21 protein-coding genes are annotated in these 24106 nt (G+C 63.2%); 10 read left to right on the plus strand and 11 right to left on the minus strand.

Going from position 1 to position 24106, the window contains the following annotated elements:
- The first annotated feature begins 17 nt into the window (after window positions 1-17).
- The 4 genes from mdtD to yccS all read left to right on the plus strand — a co-directional run bounded on the left by mdtD (window position 18) and on the right by yccS (window position 6511).
- Entirely contained in the window at window positions 18-1445 is a 1428-nt protein-coding gene (gene mdtD / locus ACF8FB_RS26140; protein ID WP_003249408.1) for a multidrug transporter subunit MdtD, read from the plus strand.
- Window positions 1446-1557: 112 nt separating this feature from the next.
- On the plus strand, window positions 1558-2895 hold the full coding sequence (dbpA, locus tag ACF8FB_RS26145) for an ATP-dependent RNA helicase DbpA (RefSeq protein ID WP_230623076.1): 1338 nt from the start codon (window positions 1558-1560) through the stop codon (window positions 2893-2895).
- A 122-nt stretch (window positions 2896-3017) separates the two neighbouring features.
- A complete protein-coding gene (locus tag ACF8FB_RS26150) occupies window positions 3018-4199 on the plus strand; it encodes an NAD(P)/FAD-dependent oxidoreductase (RefSeq protein WP_020190675.1) in 1182 nt (393 codons plus the stop codon).
- Between the two features lie 128 nt (window positions 4200-4327).
- On the plus strand, window positions 4328-6511 hold the full coding sequence (gene yccS / locus ACF8FB_RS26155; RefSeq protein ID WP_350298501.1) for a YccS family putative transporter: 2184 nt from the start codon (window positions 4328-4330) through the stop codon (window positions 6509-6511).
- Window positions 6512-6529: 18 nt separating this feature from the next.
- On the opposite strand, the gene ACF8FB_RS26160 is transcribed toward yccS, so the two are convergent.
- Window positions 6530-7267, minus strand: a complete 738-nt coding sequence (locus ACF8FB_RS26160) for a substrate-binding periplasmic protein (protein ID WP_392512482.1) — start codon at window positions 7265-7267, stop codon at window positions 6530-6532.
- A gap of 153 nt (window positions 7268-7420) precedes the next feature.
- Between ACF8FB_RS26160 and ACF8FB_RS26165 the strand changes: the two genes are divergently transcribed.
- Window positions 7421-7873 carry a GNAT family N-acetyltransferase gene (locus ACF8FB_RS26165; protein WP_350298500.1) on the plus strand — a complete coding sequence of 151 codons (453 nt, stop codon included), beginning with the start codon at window positions 7421-7423 and terminating at the stop codon, window positions 7871-7873.
- A gap of 25 nt (window positions 7874-7898) precedes the next feature.
- On the opposite strand, the gene ACF8FB_RS26170 is transcribed toward ACF8FB_RS26165, so the two are convergent.
- The 9 genes from ACF8FB_RS26170 to tkt all read right to left on the minus strand — a co-directional run bounded on the left by ACF8FB_RS26170 (window position 7899) and on the right by tkt (window position 17376).
- A complete protein-coding gene (locus ACF8FB_RS26170; protein ID WP_003249396.1) occupies window positions 7899-8195 on the minus strand; it encodes a helix-turn-helix domain-containing protein in 297 nt (98 codons plus the stop codon).
- A 12-nt stretch (window positions 8196-8207) separates the two neighbouring features.
- Window positions 8208-8708, minus strand: coding sequence for a M48 family metallopeptidase (locus ACF8FB_RS26175; RefSeq protein WP_003249394.1), 501 nt, complete (start codon window positions 8706-8708; stop codon window positions 8208-8210).
- Between the two features lie 39 nt (window positions 8709-8747).
- A complete protein-coding gene (locus ACF8FB_RS26180; protein ID WP_010955534.1) occupies window positions 8748-10874 on the minus strand; it encodes a bifunctional diguanylate cyclase/phosphodiesterase in 2127 nt (708 codons plus the stop codon).
- Window positions 10875-11086: 212 nt separating this feature from the next.
- A complete protein-coding gene (gene fba / locus ACF8FB_RS26185; protein ID WP_392512485.1) occupies window positions 11087-12151 on the minus strand; it encodes a class II fructose-bisphosphate aldolase in 1065 nt (354 codons plus the stop codon).
- Between the two features lie 100 nt (window positions 12152-12251).
- A complete protein-coding gene (locus tag ACF8FB_RS26190; RefSeq protein WP_004576614.1) occupies window positions 12252-12581 on the minus strand; it encodes an MliC family protein in 330 nt (109 codons plus the stop codon).
- Between the two features lie 160 nt (window positions 12582-12741).
- The gene (locus tag ACF8FB_RS26195; protein ID WP_003249384.1) at window positions 12742-12993 is read right to left on the minus strand and encodes a hypothetical protein; all 252 of its coding nucleotides are present in this window, start codon (window positions 12991-12993) and stop codon (window positions 12742-12744) included.
- On the minus strand, window positions 12993-14156 hold the full coding sequence (locus tag ACF8FB_RS26200) for a phosphoglycerate kinase (protein ID WP_010955537.1): 1164 nt from the start codon (window positions 14154-14156) through the stop codon (window positions 12993-12995). The genes ACF8FB_RS26195 and ACF8FB_RS26200 overlap by 1 nt, the downstream gene beginning before the upstream one ends.
- Window positions 14157-14168: 12 nt before the next feature.
- A complete protein-coding gene (gene epd / locus ACF8FB_RS26205; protein ID WP_010955538.1) occupies window positions 14169-15227 on the minus strand; it encodes an erythrose-4-phosphate dehydrogenase in 1059 nt (352 codons plus the stop codon).
- A gap of 151 nt (window positions 15228-15378) precedes the next feature.
- Window positions 15379-17376: a transketolase gene (gene tkt, locus ACF8FB_RS26210; RefSeq protein WP_010955539.1), complete on the minus strand. Its 1998-nt coding sequence runs from the start codon at window positions 17374-17376 to the stop codon at window positions 15379-15381.
- Between the two features lie 251 nt (window positions 17377-17627).
- Between tkt and ACF8FB_RS26215 the strand changes: the two genes are divergently transcribed.
- The 4 genes from ACF8FB_RS26215 to ACF8FB_RS26230 all read left to right on the plus strand — a co-directional run bounded on the left by ACF8FB_RS26215 (window position 17628) and on the right by ACF8FB_RS26230 (window position 22283).
- The gene (locus ACF8FB_RS26215) at window positions 17628-18620 is read left to right on the plus strand and encodes a metalloregulator ArsR/SmtB family transcription factor (RefSeq protein WP_003249377.1); all 993 of its coding nucleotides are present in this window, start codon (window positions 17628-17630) and stop codon (window positions 18618-18620) included.
- 18 nt (window positions 18621-18638) lie between these two features.
- Window positions 18639-19829 (plus strand): methionine adenosyltransferase, encoded by a 1191-nt coding sequence (gene metK / locus ACF8FB_RS26220; protein WP_392512488.1) that lies wholly within the window; start codon window positions 18639-18641, stop codon window positions 19827-19829.
- Between the two features lie 228 nt (window positions 19830-20057).
- Window positions 20058-21758 (plus strand): NAD-dependent DNA ligase LigB, encoded by a 1701-nt coding sequence (gene ligB, locus ACF8FB_RS26225; protein ID WP_392512490.1) that lies wholly within the window; start codon window positions 20058-20060, stop codon window positions 21756-21758.
- A gap of 132 nt (window positions 21759-21890) precedes the next feature.
- A complete protein-coding gene (locus ACF8FB_RS26230) occupies window positions 21891-22283 on the plus strand; it encodes a DUF1090 domain-containing protein (RefSeq protein ID WP_020191823.1) in 393 nt (130 codons plus the stop codon).
- A 74-nt stretch (window positions 22284-22357) separates the two neighbouring features.
- Here the strand turns inward: ACF8FB_RS26230 and ACF8FB_RS26235 are convergent, their stop codons facing one another.
- Window positions 22358-22816, minus strand: coding sequence for a cytochrome c (locus ACF8FB_RS26235; RefSeq protein ID WP_064492989.1), 459 nt, complete (start codon window positions 22814-22816; stop codon window positions 22358-22360).
- Between the two features lie 119 nt (window positions 22817-22935).
- Between ACF8FB_RS26235 and ACF8FB_RS26240 the strand changes: the two genes are divergently transcribed.
- Window positions 22936-24087, plus strand: coding sequence for a murein transglycosylase A (locus tag ACF8FB_RS26240; protein ID WP_392512492.1), 1152 nt, complete (start codon window positions 22936-22938; stop codon window positions 24085-24087).
- Window positions 24088-24106: the final 19 nt, after the last annotated feature.

Consider the following 24106-nt stretch of genomic DNA (forward strand, 5'->3'; position numbering starts at 1 on the left):
TGACAAACGAGGACGTCATGCCCGAACGCACCCCGCTGGACCCCGTCACCGCCCGCTGGATCCCTTGGGTGGTGGCCATCGCCTTCTTCATGCAGTCCCTGGACGGCACCATCCTCAACACTGCCCTGCCGGCCATGGCCCGCTCGTTGGCCGAAGACCCCTTGCGCATGCAGGGTGTGATCATTGCCTACATGCTCACCGTGGCCCTGCTGATCCCTGCCTCAGGCTGGATCGCCGACCGATTCGGCACCAAGCGCATCTTCTTCAGCGCCATCTTGCTGTTCAGCTTTGGCTCGCTGCTGTGCGCTGCAGCCAACAGCCTTGGCTTCCTGATCTTCGCCCGCGTGGTGCAGGGCCTGGGCGGTGCGCTGATGCTGCCGGTCGGGCGGCTGGTGGTGCTGCGCGCCTACCCACGCAGCGAGCTGGTGCGGATCATGAGTTTCATCACCATCCCCGGCCTGCTCGGGCCATTGCTGGGCCCAACGGTCGGTGGCTGGCTGGTGGAAATCCTCAGCTGGCACTGGATCTTCCTGCTCAACCTGCCAGTCGGCCTGCTTGGCTGCATTGCCGTGTGGAAGTTCATCCCGGACTTGCGCGGCGCCGAGCGCACCACCTTCGACGGCCCTGGTTTCCTGCTGTTCGGCGCAGCCATGGTACTGATCACCATTGCCATGGAAGGCCTGGGCGAGCTGCACCTGCCGCACTTGCGGGTAATGTTGCTGCTGTTCGCCGGCATGGCCTGCCTGGCCGCGTACTGGCTGCGCGCCGGGCGCGACCCGGAGCCGCTGTTCTCGCCAAGCCTGTTCCGCGTGCGTACTTTCGCCATCGGCATCCTCGGCAACCTGTTCGCCCGCCTGGGCAGCGGCGCGCTGCCGTTCCTGGTGCCATTGCTGCTGCAGGTTGCGCTGGGCTACTCACCCGCCCAGGCCGGCATGAGCATGATCCCGCTGGCGGCGGCGGCCATGCTGGCCAAATCCATTGCCCGACCGCTGATCGAACGGTTCGGCTATCGCATCATCCTCACCGGTAATACCTTGCTGTTGGGCATCCTGCTGGCAAGCCTGGGCCTGGTGGACGAGCAGACCCCTTATTGGCTGCTGTTGGTGCAACTTGGCCTTCTGGGCGCAGTGAACTCCATGCAGTTCACTGCGATGAACACAGTGACGCTCATCGATCTCGACGACGCCAGCGCCAGCAGCGGTAACAGCCTGCTGTCGGTGGTCGCGCAACTGTCGCTGAGCCTGGGTGTGGCCTGCGCCGGCGCACTGTTGGGCGGCTTTACTGCGGCAGGCAGCGCCGAAGGCGTGGAAACCACCCTGGGCGCGTTCCAGCTGACCTTCGTCACCATCGGTGTAATGGCCATGCTGGCAGCAGCGATCTTCCTGCAGCTGGCGCCGACGGACGGAAGGCGTGCCCGTCGTCCGGAACAACACATGGAGTCGTAGGGCGAATGGCCACGAGGCTGGTAGACTATGCGGCATTTTTCGCTTCGCACCGCAGGCCCGCCTCGTGACCACCGAATCCACCGCCTTTGCCACCTTGCCGCTGTCCACTGCCATGCTGGCCAACCTGGAGGCCCTTGGCTATGCCTCGATGACGCCGATCCAGGCCCAGAGCCTGCCTGTCATCCTCAAAGGCCAGGACCTGATCGCCCAGGCCAAGACCGGTAGCGGCAAGACTGCCGCCTTCGGCATCGGCCTGCTCAACCCGATCAACCCGCGCTACTTCGGCTGCCAGGCGTTGGTGCTCTGCCCTACCCGCGAACTCGCCGACCAGGTGGCCAAGGAGCTGCGCCGCCTGGCCCGTGCCGAGGACAACATCAAGATCCTGACCCTGTGCGGCGGCGTTTCGCTGGGCCCACAGATCGCTTCGCTGGAGCACGGCGCGCACATCATCGTCGGCACACCAGGGCGCATCCAGCAGCACCTGGACAAAGGCACCCTGGTCCTGGACGGGTTGAACACCCTGGTGCTGGACGAAGCCGACCGCATGCTCGACATGGGCTTCTTCGACGCCATCGCCAGCATCATCGGCAAGACCCCGTCGCGCCGCCAGACCCTGCTGTTCTCGGCCACCTACCCGGCCGGCATCAAGCAACTGGCCGCCGACTTCATGCGCAACCCTCAGCAGGTCAAGGTCGAAAGCCTGCACACCGACAACCAGATCGAGCAGCGTTTCATCGAGATTGACCCGCAGCAACGCCTGGAAGCCGTCACCCGCGTGCTCGGCCACTACCGCCCGCAGTCGTGCGTAGCGTTCTGCTTCACCAAGCAGCAATGCGAGGACGTGGTCGCCCACCTGACCGCCAAGGGCATCGTCGCCCAGGCCCTGCACGGCGACCTGGAGCAGCGCGACCGTGACCAGGTGCTGACCATGTTCGCCAACCGCAGCAGCTCGGTGCTGGTCGCTACCGACGTGGCCGCGCGCGGCCTGGACATCGATGGCCTGGACATGGTCATCAACGTGGAGCTGGCGCGTGATGCCGAAATCCACGTGCACCGCGTGGGCCGTACCGGCCGCGCCGGCGAGAAAGGCGTTGCGGTCAGCCTGGTGGCACCGGCCGAAGGCCACCGCGCCCAGGCCATCGAAGCGCTGCAGAAGAGCCCGCTGCGCTGGGACCAGCTGGACAGCCTGAAAAACAAGGGCGGCGAGCCCCTGCTGCCGGTGATGACCACACTGTGCATTGCCGCTGGCCGCAAGGACAAGCTGCGCCCTGGCGACATCCTGGGGGCCCTGACCGGTGATGCCGGCATCCCGGGCAAGCAAGTGGGCAAGATCGCCATCTTCGACTTCCAGGCGTTTGTGGCCGTGGAGCGGGCGCTGGCCAAGCAGGCCATGCAGCGGCTGAACAGCGGCAAGATCAAGGGGCGCGCCCTGAAAGTCCGCATTCTCTAAAGCCAGGCAAAGCCCCCTGTAGGAGCGGGTTTACCCGCGAATGCGGCAGTAAATGCATCGTCGCATTCGCGGGTGAACCCGCCCCCACAGGGTTCAGCATTTCAAATCTGAAGGTTCATACCGTGCACTCCACCGACGTGATCATCCTTGGCGCCGGCGCCGCCGGCCTGATGTGCGCCCAGCTCAGTGCCCGTCGCGGCCGCCGGGTGCTGCTGCTCGACCACGCCAACAAGCCAGGCAAGAAAATCCTCATGTCCGGCGGCGGGCGTTGCAACTTCACCAACCTGTACACCGAGCCGGCCAACTTCCTTTCGCACAACGCGCACTTCTGCAAGTCGGCCCTGGCCCGCTACACCCAGTGGGACTTCATCGAGCTGGTGTGCAAGCACGGCGTGGCGTACCACGAGAAGAAGCTCGGCCAGCTGTTCTGTGACAACAAGGCCAGCGACATCCTCGACATGCTGCTGGCCGAATGCGACGAGGCCGGTGCCGAGATCCGCATGCACACCAGCATCGAACAGATCGAGAAGACCGAAAGCGGCTATCTGCTGCAGACCAGCGGCGGCCAGTTCGCCTGCCAGTCGCTGGTCATCGCCACCGGCGGCCTGTCGATCCCGACCCTGGGCGCCACCGGTTTCGGCTACCAGGTGGCCCGCCAGTTCGGCCACACCCTGCTGCCAACCCGCGCTGGGCTGGTGCCATTCACCATCACCGAGCCCCAACTCAAGGCGATGTGCACCGAGTTGTCCGGCACCTCGCTGGACTGCACCGCCAGCTGCAATGGCACCAGCTTCCGCGAAAACCTGCTGTTCACGCACCGCGGCCTGAGCGGCCCGGCAATCTTGCAGATCTCGTCGTTCTGGGAAGCCGGTGACACGGTCGAGATCAACCTGTTGCCCGACCGCGATGCGCTTTCCTGGCTGCAACAGATGCAGGCCGAACGCGCCAACGCCGAACTGAAGACCGTGCTGGGCGAGGTGTTCACCCGCAAGCTGGCCAACTTGCTGGCCGAGCAGTGGTTCGAGTCGAAGCCGATGAAGCAGTACACCCCGGCGGAACTGGCGCAAATCGCCGAAAAGCTGGCGAACTGGCAGGTAGTACCGGCCGGCACCGAAGGCTACCGCACCGCCGAAGTGACCCTGGGCGGCGTGGATACCCGCGAGGTGTCGTCCAAGACCATGGAATCGCTGAAAAGCCCGGGGTTGTACTTCATCGGTGAAGTGCTGGATGTCACCGGCCACCTGGGCGGCTTCAACTTCCAGTGGGCTTGGGCATCGGCGAACGCCGCCGCGCAGTTCGTGTAGAGTAGAATCCTTTCAGCAGCACGGAACGCTTCTTGCTGGCCCGTGCTTGGCGCCGTTATTGGGGCCGCTGCGCGCCCCAATAACCGGCCCTGAAAGGTATTCTTCTGATCACCGCCTGGCAGGCCATCATGTCATCGAGCTCGTTCCGTCAGTCACTGCGTCGCCTGTGGGGCCAAGACAAGTTCAGCTACAGCATCCGGGTCACCATTGCCCTCACCGGCAGCCTGGCCCTGTGCTGGTACCAGAACGAGATGGCCCTGCTGATTCCGCTGTTCCTCGGCATCATCGCCAGCGCCCTGGCCGAAACCGACGACAGCTGGCAGGGCCGCCTCAGCGCCCTGGCCGTTACCCTGGTGTGCTTCGCCATTGCTGCACTGGCAGTCGAGTTGCTATTCCCCTACCCCTGGATCTTCGTCATTGCCCTGGCCCTGGCTGCCTTTGGCCTGACCATGCTCGGGGCGCTGGGCGAGCGCTACGGCGCCATCGCTTCGGCCACCTTGATCACTGCGGTCTACACCATGATCGGGGTGGACCAGCGCGGCGGCCAGGTCACCGACTTCTGGCACGAACCGCTGCTGCTGGTGGCAGGTGCGGCCTGGTACGGGTTGTTGTCGGTGCTGTGGCAGGCGCTGTTTTCCAACCAGCCGGTACAGCAGAGCCTGGCCAAACTGTTCTTCGAGCTGGGCAGCTACCTCAAGCTCAAGGCCAGCCTGTTTGAACCGGTCCGCACGCTCGACGTCGAGGCACGGCGCCTGGAACTGGCCCAGCAGAACGGCAAGGTGGTGGCCGCGCTGAACGCAGCCAAGGAGATCATCCTGCACCGGGTGGGCAACAGCCAACCAAACTCGAAGGTAAGCCGCTACCTCAAGCTGTACTTCCTGGCCCAGGATATCCACGAGCGTGTCAGTGCCTCGCACTACCCCTACAACGCACTGACCGAGGCGTTTTTCCACAGCGACGTCATGTTCCGCTGCCAGCGCCTGTTGCGTAAGCAGGGTTCATCCTGCCAGGAACTGGCCCGCTCGATCCGCCTGCGCCAACCGTTCGTGCTGGCCAGCGGTTATCCAGAAGCCCTCGAAGACCTCAACGCCTCGCTGGAGCACCTGCGCATCCAGAGCAACCCGGCCTGGCGCGGCCTGTTGCGCTCACTGCGGGCACTCGCCGCCAACCTGGCAACACTGGACCGCCTGCTCAGTGCCGCCAGCAACCCGGACAGCCTGGCCGACGCCAGCGACAGCAGCCTGCTCGACCGCTCGCCGCGCTCGCTGAAGGACGTGTGGACGCGCCTGCGCACCCAGCTCACACCGACCTCGCTGTTGTTCCGCCATGCCTTGCGCCTGCCGCTGGCGCTGTCGATCGGCTATGGCATGGTGCACCTGATTCACCCGACCCAGGGCTACTGGATCATCCTCACCACGCTGTTCGTCTGCCAGCCCAACTATGGGGCCACGCGGCGCAAGCTGGTGCAGCGAATCTTCGGCACTGCCGTTGGCCTGACAGTGGGTTGGGCCTTGTTCGACCTGTTCCCCAACCCGGTCATCCAGTCGTTGTTCGCCGTGGTTGCCGGGGTGGTGTTCTTCGTCAACCGCACCACCCGATACACCCTGGCCACTGCCGCGATCACCCTGATGGTGCTGTTCTGCTTCAACCAGATCGGCGATGGCTACGGCCTGTTCCTGCCGCGCCTGTTCGATACCCTGGTCGGCAGCCTGATTGCCATTCTTGCAGTGTTCCTGTTCCTGCCTGACTGGCAGGGCCGACGGCTGAACAAGGCGCTGGCCAATACCCTGGCCTGCGCCAGCGTGTACCTGCGCCAGATCATGCAGCAGTATGCCCACGGCAAGCGCGACGACCTGGCCTACCGCCTGGCCCGGCGCAATGCCCACAACGCTGACGCGGCGTTGTCCACCACCTTGGCCAACATGCTGATGGAGCCGGGGCATTTCCGTAAGGAGGCCGACGTTGGCTTTCGCTTCCTGGTGCTGTCGCACACCTTGCTCAGCTACCTCTCGGGGTTAGGCGCGCACCGCGACACGGCGTTGCCAGCCGAGGTGCAGGAGCAGTTGATCGAAGGCGCCGGGCAAAGCCTGGCCAGCAGCCTGGACGAAATTGCCAACGGCCTGGCCGCGCGGCTGCCGGTGGCGATTCACAGTGATTCCGAAGAGGCGTTGGCCAATGCCCTGGAGCAGATGCCGGAAGATCTGGATGAGCATCAGCGGTTGGTGCAGACGCAGCTGGCGTTGATATGCCGGCAGCTGGGGCCACTGCGGACCCTGGCGGCACACCTGATCAAGGAGAATGCCCCGGCCTGATCGTTTTAGTGCCTGTGCTCAAAAGCCGTACTGACGCAGCAGCCGGGCATAGCTGCCATCGGCCTTCATCGCCGCTATCGCCTGCTCGAAGCGCTCGACGATCCGATCATGCTCCGGGTGCTTCAGGCTGACCAGAATATGCAGGGTGTTCTCCCCCAGCGGCGGATCCACCAGCATCACCCCATCACGCACGTCCTGCGGCTCACGCTGCAGGTTGTAGCGGGCCACGTACTCGTCTTCCACCGCCAGGCTTACCCGCCCTGCCGCCAACATGCGTACCGCAGAAGAAAAGTTGCGCACCGGCACTTTGTGCAGACGGGGATCCCCGTCGAATTCCGGTGAATAGGCGTAATCACGCACTACGGCAATGCTATAGGCATAAAGGTCAGACAGACGCTTGTAGCTAAACGCCTCGCCCTTACGCTGCAGCAGGCGAATACGATTACTCAGGTAGGCGCTGGAGAATTGCCCGATATTGGCGCGCGAGTCGTTGTACCAGGCATTGATCAGCACGTCGTAGCGCCCTTCACCTACCCCCAGCAACGCCCGCGCCCACGGCACCTCTTCATAGCCGCTGGCGTAGCCGGCACGGGCCAGTGCGGTGGTAACGATGCTGGTCGCAAGGCCGCCGCCCGGCATCTTGGCATCGGTGAACGGTGGCCAGTTGTCGGCCACCAGGCGTAGCTTGGCGTGACCCGGGGCAGGTGTTGCCAGCATCGTTGCCAGCAATCCCAGAACACAAAGCAGTGGCCGCATGCTCACGTCCTTTCGCAATGGAGGGCAACACTGCCAGTGAGATTACACAAAGCGGTTGCCGAGGGCAGCGGCCAATAGTGTCATTTAGCCTCTATTTTGGCCGAAGCACATGCAGCATGCGATGATCGAGCCTCATCCAAGGAGTTCGTGCCCATGTCAATCGACTGGCTCTGCAAGCACCACGCCGACCTCGGCAAGGAGCAGCTCTATGCCATTTTGCAGCTACGCACTGAAGTACTCGTGGTGGAGCAGCGCCACGCCTACCAGGAAGTCGATGGTCAGGACCTGACTGGCGATACCTTGCACCTCATGGCCTGGCAGGAAGACAAGCTGGTGGCCTACCTGCGCCTGCTGGATCCGCAGTCACAAGGTGGGGATGTGGTGATCGGACGAGTGGTGACATCACCGCAGGCGCGAGGTTTGCAGCTCGACGAAAGCTTGCTGCTCAAAGGGCTGGAGGCGGCGGAGCATTGTTGGCCGGGGGTGCCGGTTTATCTGTCGGCTCCGGCGCATTTACAGGCGTTTTATGCCCGCCATGGGTTTGCGGTGGTGGGCGAGGAGTTTTTGGAGGACGGCATCGCGTCCATTGGAATGCGCAAGGGATGAGCCCACCCTGTGTGGGCTTTGCACATCAGGGGTAACCCAGCACTTCGCGGATCTGCCGCAAGTGACGAATGATCCACTGCTTGTCGATCGCCCCCCAGTCATGAATGCGATAATGCCCGGCGTGGTTGCGTGCGCCTTCCTGCTGTTCGAACTCGCAGACGATGTCCAGGTCGGCCAGCGCGGCGATAGTGTCCTGAGCTGTGCGACGAGGCATGCCGGTGGCTTCCATCAGGGCGGGCACGCTGGTCGCGGTCTGGCTATCGATCAGCCAGGCCACGTACAGGCGGCGGTAGAAGCTGCTCTTGGTCTTGCTCACTTCCATGCTGCATGTTCCTTAGAGGTTGCCCGGCAGCTCCCGATAGGTCAGGTAGACGCGCAGGTCGAATTCCAGTTGGTGATAGTCCGGCTCCATGTGCTGGCAGAGCTGGTAGAACGCTTTGTTGTGATCTCGCTCGCGCAGGTGCGCCAACTCGTGCACAACAATCATGCGCAAGAACTGTGGCGCGGCCTCCTTGAACAGCGAGGCAATGCGGATTTCCTTCTTCGCCTTGAGCTTGCCACCCTGCACCCGCGACACCGCCGTGTTCAAGCCCAGGGCCCGATGCGTCAGATCGAGGCGGCTGTCGAACAGTACCTTGTCCAGGTTTGGCGCACTTCGCAGGTACTGTTGGCGCAGATCCTGGGCATAGCCATACAGCGCCTTGTCGCTTTGCACGTCATGGCGGTCAGGGTAACGGCGCTGCAGGTATTCACCCAGGCGGTCGCTGTCGATCATCTGCCGCACCTGCGCCTGCAGGTGCGGGGGGTAGGCTTGCAAGTAACGTAGTACGGTCATGGCGCTGTATTCGGCGTAACGAATGCCGATTCTAGCCAATCACGGCCCTGGCCAGGAGAAAATTGCCGGGAAGCCGCTAGCGTCAGTCGCGGTCATCGGATAAGCCACCAGGAAACCCTGAACGTATTCGCAACCATTGGCCTTTAGCCAGGCGGCCTGCGCCGGGGTCTCCACACCCTCGGCGATCACCGTGATACGGTAGTCGGCGCACAGGCCGATCACGCTGCGAACCAACGCAGCATCTACCGTCGAATCGGGCAGACGTGCCACCAGATGACGGTCAAGCTTGAGGGTGTCGATAGGCAGGTCGCGCAGCATGCGCAACGAACAGTCACCCGCACCGAAGTCATCCAGGGCCACCCTCACGCCCAGCTCACGCAAGCGGTGTATCTGTTTGACGGCCGCGTCGATGTTATACATCAGCGACGTTTCCGCCACTTCCACCTCCAACTGCGTCGGGACAAGCTGGTAAAGCTGGATGACCCGTTGCAGCTCTTCGACCAGGCCAGGCATGACGAACTGCGCGCGGCTCAGGCTGATGCCGAGCACAAGGTCCGGCGGAAACCGGTCGTACCAGGCCTGCCGCTGGGCGGCCCCCTGGCGGTAGATCCAGCTGGCCAGGCGGTTGATCAGCCGTGCTTCTTCCAGCAACGGGATGAACAGCCCCGGCGGCACATCGCCAACGCTGGGGTGCTGCCAGCGCAGCAAGGCCTCGAAACCACGCAGGCGGCCATCGTGGAAGGCGACCTGTGGCTGGTACACCAAGGTAAAGTCCTGCTGCTCGATGGCCATGCGCACGCTGTCCTCGAGCATCAATCGCGAGCGCGCCCGTCCGTTGAGTTCCTGGTCGTAGAAGCGGTATTGCTGACGCCCCGCTTGCTTGGCTGCGTACATTGCTGCATCGGCCGAACGCAGCAGGCCTTCGACATTGGCGCCACAGTCCGGGTAGGTGGCAATGCCGATGCTGACCCCAAGGCACACATCGAGCCCGTCTACCTCATGGCTGATGGAAACACGTTCGAGCAACCGTTCGGCAAAACGCCCGGCCTGCTCCGGGTAGGGCAAGCTGTCAAACAGTGCAGTGAACTCATCACCGCCCATACGCGCCAGCAAGGCCTCACTGCCCAGGCAGTCCTTGAGCTGCTCGGCCACCCAGCGCAACACCCGGTCGCCCGCGTCGTGGCCGAGCGAGTCGTTGATGCGCTTGAAGCCATCCAGGTCCATGTACATCAGCGCCTGCGCCTTGTCAGAGCGCTCGTTGCGCAACAGTGCACCTTCAGCCGCCTGGTAGAAACCACGGCGGTTGAGCAGGCCGGTTAGCGGGTCAGTAATGGCCTGGTATTCCAGCTGCTGGTGCAAGTTACGCACTGCCGACATGTCCAGCACGGTCACCACCATGGCCTGTTGATCGGCCGGCAACGGCGCACAGGACAGCGCCACCGGCACAAGCTCACCGCCTTGGGTACGCAGTTGGGCATCGTGTACGCGGTAGATCTGCCGCCCCTGGTAGGCCTTGTAGAAGTCCGACTCGCGCCACAGGCTGGTACTGGTCAGTTGCACAACGTCGAGCAATTGGGTGCCCTGCAGGTGTTGCACCGGTGCCGCCAGCAAACGGGAAATGGCCGGATTGGCAAAACGGATGATGCCATGGGCATCAACCACCAGAATGCCTTCGGCGGCATTTTCCAGGATGGACGCATTGAAGGCCCTGGCCGTCTCCAGCTCACGACTCAGCTGCTGCAGCATGCGCCGGTTGCGCTGCTGGTCGAGCAGCGCCTGGACCTTGGGCTTGAGGATTTGTGGGTCGAACGGTTTGAACATGTAGTCCACGGCGCCGCTGGCGTAGCCTTTGAGCACGGCCGCTTCGGACTTTTCGTTGGCGGTGAGGAAAATGATCGGGGTCAGTCGGGTACGCTGATTGCCGCGCATCAGCCGGGCGACTTCAAAGCCGTCCATTTCCGGCATCTGTACATCCATCAACACCAGGTCGACTTCGTATTCAAGCAACGCGCTCAAGGCTTCTATCCCAGAGCTTGCCGTCAATACTTGCCAATCCTGCCGGGCCAGCAAGGCCCGCATGCTGATGAGGTTCTCGGGGTAGTCGTCTACCACCAGAAGAACTGAGCTGCCATCCAGTGGCTGCTGTTGAGGGTAAGCGCCATCCATGCTGCTTCTCTGTTATGTGACCGACTTCAAAATACGGTTGGATCCATTAGTACTCTAGACCTGAGGCTGCAACACGCAATGCAATCAGAACGCTATCAATGATCAAACTGTACGGTAGCCGACTAACGGTCGGTCTGCCGGAATTATGTACAGGTTTCCATCTCCCATAAAAAAACCCGCATCGCTGCGGGTTTTTCAGGGTTACCTGTCGATCAGTTGACCTTGGCGGCCAGTTCACCTTTCAGGTAGCGCTGGTACATGCCTTCCAGAGAGATCGGCTTGATCTTCGAGGCATTGCCCGCGGTGCCGAAGGCTTCGTAACGCGCGATGCACACGTCGCGCATGGCCTTGATGGTTTCACCGAAGAACTTGCGTGGGTCGAACTCGCTCGGGTTCTGCGCCATCAGACGGCGCATGGCACCGGTAGAGGCCAGACGCAGGTCGGTATCGATGTTGACCTTGCGCACGCCGTGCTTGATGCCTTCAACGATTTCTTCAACCGGTACACCGTAGGTTTCTTTGATGTCGCCGCCGTACTGGTTGATGATCGCCAGCCACTCTTGCGGTACCGAGGACGAACCGTGCATCACCAGGTGGGTGTTGGGGATGCGCTTGTGGATTTCCTTGATACGATCGATGGCCAGCACGTCACCGGTTGGTGGCTTGGTGAACTTGTAGGCACCGTGGCTGGTACCGATGGCGATCGCCAGGGCGTCGACCTGGGTCTTCTTGACGAAGTCGGCGGCTTCTTCCGGGTCGGTCAGCATCTGGCTGTGATCCAGCACGCCTTCGGCGCCGATCCCGTCTTCTTCACCGGCCAGGCCGGTTTCCAGGGAGCCCAGGCAGCCCAGTTCGCCTTCAACCGAAACGCCGCAGGCGTGAGCCATGGCAACGGTCTGCTGGGTAACGCGGACGTTGTACTCGTAGTCGGTCGGGGTCTTGCCGTCTTCACCCAGCGAACCGTCCATCATGACCGAGCTGAAGCCCAGCTGGATCGAGCGCTGGCAGACGTCAGGGCTGGTACCGTGGTCCTGGTGCATGCACACCGGGATGTGCGGGAACTCTTCGATGGCAGCCAGGATCAGGTGGCGCAGGAATGGCGCACCCGCGTATTTGCGGGCACCGGCCGAAGCCTGAACGATCACCGGGGAGTCGGTCTTGTCGGCCGCTTCCATGATGGCGCGCATCTGCTCGAGGTTGTTGACGTTGAAAGCTGGTACGCCGTAGCCGAACTCGGCGGCGTGGTCCAGCATCTGGCGCATGCTAATGAGTGCCATTGTGTATCTCTCTCCCGACAAGCGTCGTTTGTTTCGTGCAAGCCTGCCGCAGGGGCGGTTGCTGTTCAAGTAGTGTGGGCCACCCTCGCGGCCCGGCCAGTCACGGTGCCTTGCAGCCCCGCCCAATCAGATCGTTGGTTGCCACCCAGTACACCAGGCCTTCTTCGCCCTTGGTGTGGAAGGCCAGCATGCCATCGCTGTACAGCGCACCCGAGGCACCCGGTTCAGCCTTGAGCCGGTACACCTGGTCGCCGCCGCCAAGGCGCACGTCAACCTGGTCACGTTGCGCATCGGCGAAGCGCCAAAGCACCTCAGCCTGGGTGTCGCAGACCCAACGGGTCCAGTTGTCTGCCGGGGCCGGTTGCGCCGGCTGCAGCAGTGAGCATCCTGCCAGTGTCGCCAGGGCCGTCACGGCCAAAAGCGCTTTCATTCAGTTTCCTCGATTTGGGGCTGCTGTGCAGCCCTTCGCGGGCACGCCCGCTCCCACAGGTACAGGTCAGTCTCTGTGGGAGCGGGCGAGCCCGCGAAGGGCCGCACAGCGGCCCCTTCTTCAAGACCACAAATCAACGTTCAGGTTGCCTATTACCCGATCAAGGGCAACCCGGCGCCTTGCGCTGGTGGTCTTCGTCGTACTTTTCCAGGCCTTCCGGGCCCACGCGCTTGCCGATGACCGGCACAGTCTCGGCCTGCCAGTCGGACTGATAGCAACCGCCCTTGTGCGACTGCGCCGGGTCGGCATCCGAGGCCGGGCTGCCCGCGCAAGCGCTCAGCAGACCGGCCAGCATCATCACAGGCAATTGTTTGACCACCAGGCCACTCCCTTTGCCAAGCGCCGACGTCATCAGGCCTTGGCCCGCTCTTCCAGAATTGCCACAGCTGGCAGGACCTTGCCCTCGACGAACTCGAGGAAGGCGCCACCACCGGTAGAAATGTAGGAGATTTCCTTGCTGACGCCATATTTGTCGATGGCTGCCAGGGTGTCACCGCCACCGGCGATGGAGAACGCGGCGCTGTCGGCGATGGCCTTGGCCAGTACCTTGGTGCCGTTGCCGAACTGATCGAATTCGAACACGCCAACCGGGCCATTCCAAAGAATGGTTTTCGACGATTTCAGCAGCTCGGCGAAATTGGCCGCGGTTTGCGGGCCGATGTCCAGGATCATGTCGTCGGCAGCTACGTCGGCAATGGCCTTGACGGTGGCTTCGGCGCTCTCGGCAAACTCCTTGGCAACCACCACGTCGACTGGCAGCGGCACGCTGACCTTGGCGGCAATGGCCTTGGCGGTGTCCACCAGGTCAGGCTCGTACAGCGACTTGCCCACCGGGTGGCCGGCAGCGGCCAGGAAAGTGTTGGCAATACCGCCACCGACGATCAGCTGGTCGCAAACACTGCTGAGGCTGTTCAGCACGTCCAGCTTGGTGGAAACCTTGGAGCCGGCAACGATGGCCGCCATTGGCTTGGCCGGGGCTTTCAGGGCCTTGCCCAAGGCATCCAGTTCGGCTGCCAGCAGTGGGCCGGCAGCGGCCACCTTGGCGAACTTGGCGACGCCATGGGTCGAGCCTTCGGCGCGGTGTGCGGTGCCGAAAGCGTCCATGACGAATACGTCGCACAGGGCTGCGTATTTCTGCGCCAGCTCGTCGGCGTTCTTTTTCTCGCCCTTGTTGAAGCGCACGTTCTCGAACAGCACCAGTTCACCGGCCTGTACCGCGACACCGTCCAGGTAGTCGGCAACCAGCGGCACGTCGCGGCCCAGGGCCTTGCTCAGGTAATCGGCGACCGGCTTGAGGCTGTTCTCGGCAGAGAATTCGCCTTCGGTCGGGCGGCCCAGGTGCGAGCAGACCATTACCGCTGCGCCCTTCTCCAGGGCCAGCTTGATGGTCGGCAGCGCTGCCAGGATACGCGCATCGCTGGCTACCACACCGTCCTTCACAGGCACGTTGAGGTCTTCGCGGATCAGTACGCGCTTACCTTGCAGGTCGAGGTCGGTCATCTTCAACACGGTCATGAATGCAGTCCTTCAGGGCTGTTTGGTGCGGGTTGGGTGAACGACGTGCAGAAAGTGTTCGGCAACGTCGAGCATACGGTTGGCAAAACCCCATTCGTTGTCGAACCAGGCCAGCAGGTTTACCAGGCGGGGGCCGGAAACACGCGTCTGGCTGGCATCGACGATCGCCGAATGTGGGTCATGGTTGAAATCACAGCTGGCGTGCGGCAGCTCGGTGTAAGCCAGCAAGCCTTTAAGCGGACCTTCCAGCGCAGCCTCGCGCAGCACTCGGTTGACTTCGGCCGCACTGGTGTCGCGGGCAGTCTGCAGGGTGATGTCCAGGCACGAGACGTTGACGGTCGGTACACGTACCGCTTTGGCCTGGATTCGCCCGGCAAGTTCCGGAAGCAGGCGCTCGATGCCACGCGCCAGGCCAGTGGACACGGGGATCACCGACTGGAAGGCCGAACGCGTGCGGCGCAGGTCTTCGTGGTGATAGGCATCGATCACCGGCTGGTCGTTCATCGCCGAGTGGATGGTTGTGATCTGCACATATTCGATGCCAAACGCTTGGTCCAGCACACGCAGCAGCGGCACGCCGCAGTTGGTGGTGCACGAGGCGTTGGACACCAGGCGCTCGCTGCCGGTCAGGCAGGCCTGGTTGATGCCGTAGACAACCGTGGCGTCAACGTCGGCCTCGCTGGCCATGGGCTGCGAGAACAGCACCCTTGGCGCACCGGCTTCGAGGAAACGCTGGCCATCGGCACGGGTGTTATAGGCACCGGAACACTCCAGCACCAGGTCGATGCCCAGCGCAGCCCAGTCGATGCCTTCGGGGGTGGCACTGCGCATTACCTTCACGCAGTCGCCATTGATGTGCAGACAGTCGCCGTCGACCTTGACCTCGCCGGGAAAACGCCCGTGGGTGGAGTCGAAGCGTGTCAGGTATTCGAGGCTGGCCTGATCGGCCAGATCGTTCAGCGCGACGATCTCGAAACCGGCCTTTGCCCCCCGCTCGAACAGCGCGCGCAGGACACAGCGGCCGATACGGCCATAACCGTTGAGTGCAACTTTGTAGGGACGGTGGGGCATTCGGGGCTCACGAGACAGTTCAATTGTCGTCAGCCTGCGGAATTTGCGGTGTGGCATTCGCGGGCAAGCCCGCTCCCACAGGGTTTCATGCAACCTCTGTGGGAGCGGGCTTGCCCGCGAATGAAGGCGACACCGCCCGCAGATCTTTAAATCAGTCTTCCAGCAGCTCTTCGGCAGTACCGAGGATGTTCTCCAGGGTGAAGCCAAACTCTTCGAACAATGCCGAAGCCGGCGCCGACTCACCGTAGGTGGTCATGCCGATGATACGACCTTCCAGGCCGACGTACTTGTACCAGAAGTCAGCGTGGGCAGCTTCGATGGCGATACGCGCACCGACTTCCAGCGGCAGCACGGACTGCTTGTAGGCAGCGTCCTGGGCATCGAACACGCTGGTGCACGGCATGGAAACCACGCGCACCTTGCGGCCTTGCTCGGTCAGCTTGTCGAAGGCCTGAACAGCCAGGCCCACTTCGGAACCGGTGGCGATCAGAATCAGTTCAGGCTCGCCGGCGCAGTCCTTGAGCACATAGCCACCGCGGCTGATGTCGGCGATCTGCTGGGCATCGCGGTCCTGGTGCTGCAGGTTCTGGCGCGAGAAGATCAGCGCCGATGGGCCGTCCTTGCGCTCCAGGGCGTTTTTCCAGGACACGGCGGATTCCACCGCGTCGGCCGGGCGCCAGGTGTCCAGGTTCGGGGTGCTGCGCAGGCTGGTCAGCTGCTCGATCGGCTGGTGCGTCGGGCCGTCTTCACCCAGACCGATGGAGTCGTGGGTGTACACGTGGATCACGCGCTGCTTCATCAGGGCCGACATGCGCACGGCGTTGCGGGCGTATTCCATGAACATGAGGAAGGTCGCGCCGTAAGGCACCAGGCCACCGTGCAGGGCAACGCCGTTCATGATGGCGGTCATGCCGAACTCGCGCACGCCGTAGAACACGTAGTTGCCGCTGGCGTCATTGGCTTCGACGCCCTTGCAACCTTTCCACAGGGTCAGGTTGGAGCCGGCCAGGTCCGCCGAACCGCCGAGGAACTCGGGCAGCAGCGGGCCGAAGGCGTTCAGGGCGTTCTGGCTGGCCTTGCGGCTGGCGATGGTTTCGCCTTTGGCAGCCACTTCGTTGATGTAGGCCTGGGCCTTTTCGCTGAAGTCGGCCGGCAGCTCGCCGCTGGCACGGCGCTTGAACTCGGCAGCCAGCTCCGGGTAGGCCTTGGCGTAGGCGTCGAAGCGCTGGTTCCACTCGGCTTCAACCTTGGCACCGGCGGCCTTGGCATCCCACTCGGCGTAGATGTCGGCCGGGATTTCGAACGGGCCGTGGTTCCAGTTCAGGGCCTGGCGGGTCAGGGCGATTTCGTCGTTGCCCAGCGGGGCACCGTGGCAGTCTTCCTTGCCCTGCTTGTTCGGCGAACCGAAACCGATGGTGGTCTTGCAGCAGATCAGGGTCGGGCGATCGCTCTTGCGGGCGGTCTCGATGGCCATCTTGATTTCTTCGGCATCGTGGCCGTCGACGTTGCGGATCACCTGCCAGTTGTAGGCTTCGAAGCGCGCCGGGGTGTTGTCGGTGAACCAGCCGTGCACTTCGCCGTCGATGGAGATGCCATTGTCATCGTAGAAGGCGATCAGCTTGTTCAGGCCCAGGGTGCCGGCCAGCGAGGCGACTTCATGGGAGATGCCTTCCATCATGCAGCCGTCGCCGAGGAACACATAGGTGTTGTGGTCGACGATATTGTGGCCGTCACGGTTGAACTGGGCAGCCAGTACTTTTTCGGCCAGGGCGAAGCCCACGGCGTTGGCGATACCCTGGCCGAGCGGGCCGGTGGTGGTTTCAACGCCTGGGGTGTAGCCGTATTCCGGGTGGCCCGGGGTGCGGCTGTGCAGTTGGCGGAAGCCTTTGATGTCATCGATGGTGACGTCGTAGCCGGTCAGGTGCAGCAGCGAGTAGATCAGCATCGAGCCGTGGCCGTTGGACAGCACGAAGCGGTCACGGTCGGCGAAGCTCGGGTTGCTCGGGTTGTGCTTCAGGTAGTCGCGCCAAAGCACTTCGGCGATATCCGCCATGCCCATGGGGGCACCTGGGTGGCCGCTGTTGGCCTTTTGCACGGCATCCATGCTGAGGGCACGAATGGCGTTGGCACGTTCACGACGGCTGGGCATCGCTGATCTCCTAGGGGGCTTGAATAGGTGGTGTCACGAAAAAGGCGGCCATTTTCGCCCACTGGGGGCGCTTGGGGCAAACATTTAAGCGCCAAGCGCCGGCTTTAAGCCGCAACTGAAGAAGCAGAGCGCGACTCGGGGCGCCCCAAAGCGTGTAACTTGAGGCTTTCGGCTTGCAGCTCATCGCCAATATCAAAACTTTTTGATATTGGCCTTGCTAGGGCATCGATGCCTGTCTAGACTGCCGCCCCATGAATCTGCGTGCGCAATCGATCCCCGAGCAACGCGAAACATTGGCAGCCCTGTGCAAAGCCAGTGGCGATGCGCTGCGCCTGAACGTATTGCGCGCCTTGGCCAATGACTCGTTCGGCGTGCTGGAACTGGCGCAGATCTTCGACATCGGCCAGTCGGGCATGAGCCATCACCTCAAGGTGCTGGCTCAGGCCGACCTGGTGGCAACCCGCCGCGAAGGCAACGCCATCTTCTACCGCCGTGCCCTGCCCGATGGCCTGCGCCTGGGTGGCCGGCTGCACGCGGCGCTGCTCGAAGAAGTCGACGACCTGGCCCTACCGCCCGATGTGCAGGCGCGCATAGCCCATGTCCAGCAGCGACGGGCGGCCACCAGCCAGGACTTCTTCCTGCGCGTGGAAGAGAAGTTCCGTGCCCAGCAGGACCTGATCGCCGGCCTTCCGCAGTACCGCGACAGCCTGCTGGCGCTGCTCGACAAACTGCATTTCGACCCGGCCGCCAGCGCGCTGGAAGTCGGCCCCGGCGACGGTGGCTTCCTGCCCGACCTGGCCCGGCGCTTCGCCCAGGTCACCGCCCTGGACAACAGCCCTACCATGCTCGAGCTTGCGCGCCAGGTGTGCCAGCGCGAAGGGCTCGACAACGTGAACCTGCAGTTGGCCGATGCACTGGGTGCAACGGATGTGGCCGCCGACTGCGTTGTGCTGAACATGGTGCTGCACCATTTCAGCGACCCGGCCCTGGCCTTGCGCCAGCTGGCCAAACGGGTGAAGGCAGGCGGCAGCCTGCTGGTCACCGAACTGTGCAGCCATGACCAGGGGTGGGCGCGCGAAGCCTGCGGCGACCTCTGGCTGGGCTTCGAACAGGACGACCTGGCGCGCTGGGCCAACGCTGCCGGGCTGGCCCATGCGGACAGCCTGTACGTGGGCTTGCGTAACGGTTTCCAGATCCAGGTCCGCCATTTTCAGCGGACGGCTGGCGACATACACCATCGGTAAATTTCAGGAACCTTCGAGATGAGCGAATACTCCCTTTTCACCTCCGAGTCCGTGTCCGAAGGGCATCCGGACAAGATCGCCGACCAGATTTCGGACGCAGTCCTTGATGCCATCATCGCTCAGGACAAATACGCCCGCATAGCCTGCGAAACCCTGGTCAAGACCGGTGTCGCCATCATCGCCGGCGAAGTCACCACTTCGGCCTGGGTCGACCTGGAAGACCTGGTACGCAAAGTCATCATCGACATCGGCTACAACAGCTCCGACGTCGGCTTCGACGGCGCCACCTGCGCCGTGATGAACATCATCGGCAAACAGTCGGTAGACATCGCCCAGGGCGTGGACCGCTCCAAGCCGGAGGACCAGGGCGCCGGTGACCAGGGCCTGATGTTCGGCTATGCCAGCAACGAAACCGAAGTCCTGATGCCTGCACCGATCTGCTTCTCGCACCGTCTGGTAGAACGCCAGGCCGAGGCGCGCAAGTCCGGCCTGCTGCCATGGCTGCGCCCGGATGCCAAGTCGCAGGTCACCTGCCGCTACGAGAACGGCAAAGTGGTCGGTATCGACGCCGTGGTGCTGTCGACCCAGCACAACCCGGAGGTTTCGCAGAAAGACCTGCAAGAAGCCGTGATGGAGCTGATCGTCAAGCACACCCTGCCGGCCGAACTGCTGCACAAAGGCACCCAGTACCACATCAACCCGACCGGCAACTTCATCATCGGTGGCCCGGTGGGTGACTGCGGCCTGACTGGCCGCAAGATCATCGTCGACTCCTACGGTGGCATGGCCCGTCACGGGGGTGGCGCGTTCTCCGGCAAGGACCCGTCCAAGGTCGACCGTTCCGCTGCCTACGCCGGCCGCTACGTGGCCAAGAACATCGTCGCCGCCGGTTTGGCCGAGCGTTGCGAGATCCAGGTGTCGTACGCCATTGGCGTGGCCCAGCCGACCTCCATCTCGATCAACACCTTCGGTACCGGCAAGGTCTCCGACGACAAGATCATCCAGCTGGTGCGCGAGTGCTTCGACCTGCGTCCGTACGCCATCACCACCATGCTCGACCTGCTGCACCCGATGTATCAGGAAACCGCTGCCTACGGCCACTTCGGCCGTACTCCGCAGCAGAAGACTGTCGGCGACGACACCTTCACCACCTTCACCTGGGAGCGCACCGACCGCGCCCAGTCGCTGCGTGACGCTGCCGGCCTGTAAGCTTCCTGCAGCGCCAGACGAAAGCCCCTGCCGAGCGATCGGCAGGGGCTTTTTTGTGCCTGTTACGGCATTTTCATCGCCCGTCAGATCGAGCGCCGCGCTCGTTTCTTGCTCCGTCTCGGGCTTGGAGACGAGCACCAGCGAAATATCACCTGACAACTGCACGCACCGCCCGCCCCGCCACCCGCCTACGCTAAGCGCTTCCCCGCCATGCAAGGATGCCAGGCCATGCCGTACCTGTTGTTGTTCGCCCTGCTATTTGTGCTGAACACCCCATTGGCCAGGGCTGCCTCATGCCCACACTGGAACCCGCAACAGGCCAAGGCCGAAGTTGCGCAACTGCGCGCCACGCTTGCCCGATGGGACGAGCACTACCATCGGCAGGGCATAGCCCTGGTGGCCGACGAACTGTACGACCAGAGCCGCGAGCGCCTGAACCACCTGCAGCAGTGCTTCGCGGTTGGCACCAGCCCCTCCCCCCTGGCCAGCGCTCGCGGCCCGGTCCCCCACCCCGTGCCGCATACCGGCGTCGACAAGCTGGCAGACCGCCAGGCCGTGGCGCGATGGATGGCCGGCAAGACCGGCGTGTGGGTACAGCCCAAGGTCGACGGCGTTGCAGTTTCCCTCACTTACCAACAGGGCCGATTGGTGCAGCTGACCAGCCGGGGGGACGGTGTACACGGCCATGACTGGAGCCGACACATCCCACAGCTCGGCGCTGTCACCCGGCAGTTGCCTGAGGCGGTCGACCTGCACTTGCAAGGTGAGCTGTATCTGCGCCTGGACGAACATGTGCAAGCCAAGGCAGGCAGCGCCAACGCGCGGGGTACCGTGGCAGGGCTGCTCGCACGCAAGCAACTGACTGGCGCACAAGGCAACGCTATCGGCCTGTTCGTGTGGGGCTGGCCGCACGGCCCCGAGCAACAGGCCGAACGCCTCGCCCAGCTGGCACGACTGGGTTTTCCGGACAGCCAGCTTTACAGCATCGCCATCGACACGCTGGAGGATGCAGCACACTGGCGCGAGCACTGGTATCGCTCTGCTCTGCCCTTCGCCACCGACGGTGTGATCCTGCGCCAGGGCAATCGGCCACCTGCCGAGCGCTGGCAGGCCAAGGCGCCCTACTGGATCGCGGCCTGGAAGTACCCCTATGCACAAGCCTTGGCCGAAGTACGCGACGTGCGCTTTCGGGTCGGCCGCACTGGCAGGGTCACGCCCGTTCTTCACCTGCAACCCGTTACCCTCGATGACCGGCGCATTACCCAAGTCAGCCTTGGGTCGCTGGCGCGCTGGCAACGCCTGGATATTCGCCCCGGCGATCAGGTGGCCATCAGCCTTGCCGGGCTGACCATTCCGCGGCTCGAACACGTCGTGCACCGCGCTGTAGAGCGCCAACCGCTAACCGCGCCAGCACCCGACCAGCATCATGCCCACAGCTGCTGGCAAGTCAGCGAGGGCTGTGATGAGCAGTTCATTGCCCGCCTCACCTGGCTTGGCGGTAAACAGGGCCTGGCCCTGCCACGCACCGGGCCCGGCACATGGCGTCGGCTGGTCGAAGCTGGCTTGGTAACGTCCATGACCGACTGGCTGCAGCTCGATGCCGAGCGCCTGCAGCAGGCCCCCGGTATCAGCAGGCTCACTGCGGCACACCTGATGGGCAGTTTCGACGAAGCCCGCTCACGCCCATTCGATCAGTGGCTGCGCGCCCTTGGCGTGCCCATTGGCAAGCATTTGCCACTGACTGGCGACTGGCAGGCGCTGGCTTCACGCAGTGCCGGGCAATGGCAAACCGTGCCCGGCATCGGCGCAAAACGCTCGCGCCAACTTGTGGAATTTTTCGCGGCCTCCGAGGTGCAAGCCATTGCCGCACAGTTGGCCGAAGCCGGCATAGAAGGTTTCCGGACCCCACCCCAGCGCATTGAGCAATGATTTTTTACCAAATAGTGCGTAGGAAAAACCCGAGACTCCGGCAGAAAACCTCACCAAGGGTTTCTAAATGGGCAAAACCAAGGCAGGATTTCCCCCAACTTTTGCTGCCCCGCCCCGTTAGGGAGGCTTTTCATGAAACGTATTTCGACTCTTTTCCTGCTCGCAACACTGGGCCTGGCCGCGGGCACTGCTCAGGCTGCCCAGCCGGATGCCGGCCTGACCGGTTGCGCCGCCAAGCGCAGCGCCATCGAAAACCAGCTGAAAATTGCCCGTGACCACGGCAACAGCGACCAGGTTGCAGGGCTGGAGGAAGCCCTGCGCGGTGTGGACAACTGCACCGACGCCAGCCTGCGCAAGGAACGTGAGCAGAAGGTGCTCGATGCGCGTCACGAAGTGGCGCAGCGGGAAAAGGACTTGAAGAAGGCAGAGAAGAAAGGCGACGCCGAGAAGATCAACAAGCGCAAGGACAAGCTGGCCGAGTCGCGTAAAGAGCTGCAGGAAGCGGTCGACGCTCTCGACCGCTAAGGCATCTGGCCGGCAAGCCTGGTCTTTGTGGAATTTGTACACGCCTCGAAGGTTTGCGCAAACAGCACAGCCATTCAATGATTACGAAATTCGCTATGACAGGCCTTGCACGCAGCCTCGACCTTGTCCATCGGTGCCTTCAGTTGCGCAGCATCCAGTGGCTGGTTGCGGGTGACATCGACCAGTTCGCCGGTGACGCCCTCAAGCTGCCGGGCCAGGTCATGGAACCGCGCCTGGCGCTCCCACACTTCGGCACGGGCGGCGCTGTCACCACCATCGCGCACCTGTGGAAAATGCTGCCACGGCTGATGCGACAGGCTGTCCAGCTTCAGCGCACCGTCGGCAAACTTCACCCCGTCGAACGGCAACCGGCCACGCAGCATGCCGCCGAGGTCCTCGCTGGTCTTGAGCATGTCCTTGAAGATCACCTTGCGTTTGCCCAGCGGCGAATTCGGGTCAACCCGGTCACAACCCGTCAGAGCCCCTCCCAGGGCAAGTGCTGCCAGCAGAACAACGGTCAATCGCTTAAACATCACGCTCACTTCGGCCTACGCAAATGGGCGGCCAGTATCGCTGCCCCTGGGCCAAACACCAATAGCCACATAAAAGACAGGGGCGAACCTTCATGTTCGCTCATGACAGGAATGCACACATGAAATCTGCCCTGCGCCACCTGGTCTGGACACTGCCGGTGCTGGCTTTGCTGGCCGGCTGCAACGGCGGCGAGAGCGCCAAGCCCGAGCCCCACGCTGTCGCCACCTATGCCCCGGCCACTTGGAAAGACTTGCCGCCCGTCAGCGATGAAGACCTGCTGGCAGGCTTTTATGCATGGCGCAACGGCTGCGAAAAACTCAAGCGCGACCCGGTGTGGGCGGCCACCTGCGAAGCGGCCGGCAGCGCCACAGCCAGCGCCGCCCAAGTGCGAACCTTCCTTGAACAGAACCTGCAGGTGTACGGCCTGCGCTCTGCAGAGAACAATGCCAACGGCCTGATTACCGGCTACTACGAGCCTGTCTACCCAGGCAGCCTGAGCCAATCGGCAACCAACCATGTGGCGGTCTACGGCATCCCTGATGACATGATCGTGGTCGACCTGGCCAGCGTGTACCCCGAACTGAAGGGCAAACGCCTGCGCGGCCGCCTGGAGGGTCGGGTGCTCAAGCCCTACGACACGGCCGAAGTCATCAACCGTAACGGCGTCAAGGCACCGGTGCTGGCCTGGCTGACCGACCCGATGGACCTGCAATTCCTGCAGATCCAGGGTTCTGGCCGGGTGCAACTGGAGGACGGCCGTCAACTGCGCCTGGGCTACGCCGACCAGAACGGCCACCCCTATCGGCCGATCGGCCGCTGGCTGGTGGAGCAAGGTCAGCTGAAAAAAGAAGAAGTGAGCATGGGCGCCATTCATGCCTGGGCCCAGGCCAACCCGCAGCGCGTACCAGAGCTGCTGGCCAGCAACCCCAGCTACGTATTCTTCAGCACCCGCCCGGACAGCAACGAAGGCCCGCGCGGCTCGCTGAACGTACCGCTTACCGCCGGCTACAGCGTGGCCATTGACCGCAAGGTGATTCCCCTGGGCAGCTTGTTGTGGCTGTCTACCACACGCCCGGACGGCACGCCGGTGGTACGACCGGTTGGCGCGCAGGACACCGGCGGGGCGATTACCGGCGAAGTGCGTGCCGACCTGTTCTGGGGCACCGGGCCGGAAGCAGGCGAACTGGCCGGGAACATGAAGCAGCAAGGGCAGATCTGGATGCTGTGGCCCAAGGGCCAGCCACTGCCTGAGGTACCCAAGGTACCTTGATCGTTGTGGCTATCTTCGC

Source organism: Pseudomonas sp. yb_2 (assembly GCF_043103905.1).
Lineage (GTDB): Bacteria > Pseudomonadota > Gammaproteobacteria > Pseudomonadales > Pseudomonadaceae > Aquipseudomonas > Aquipseudomonas alloputida.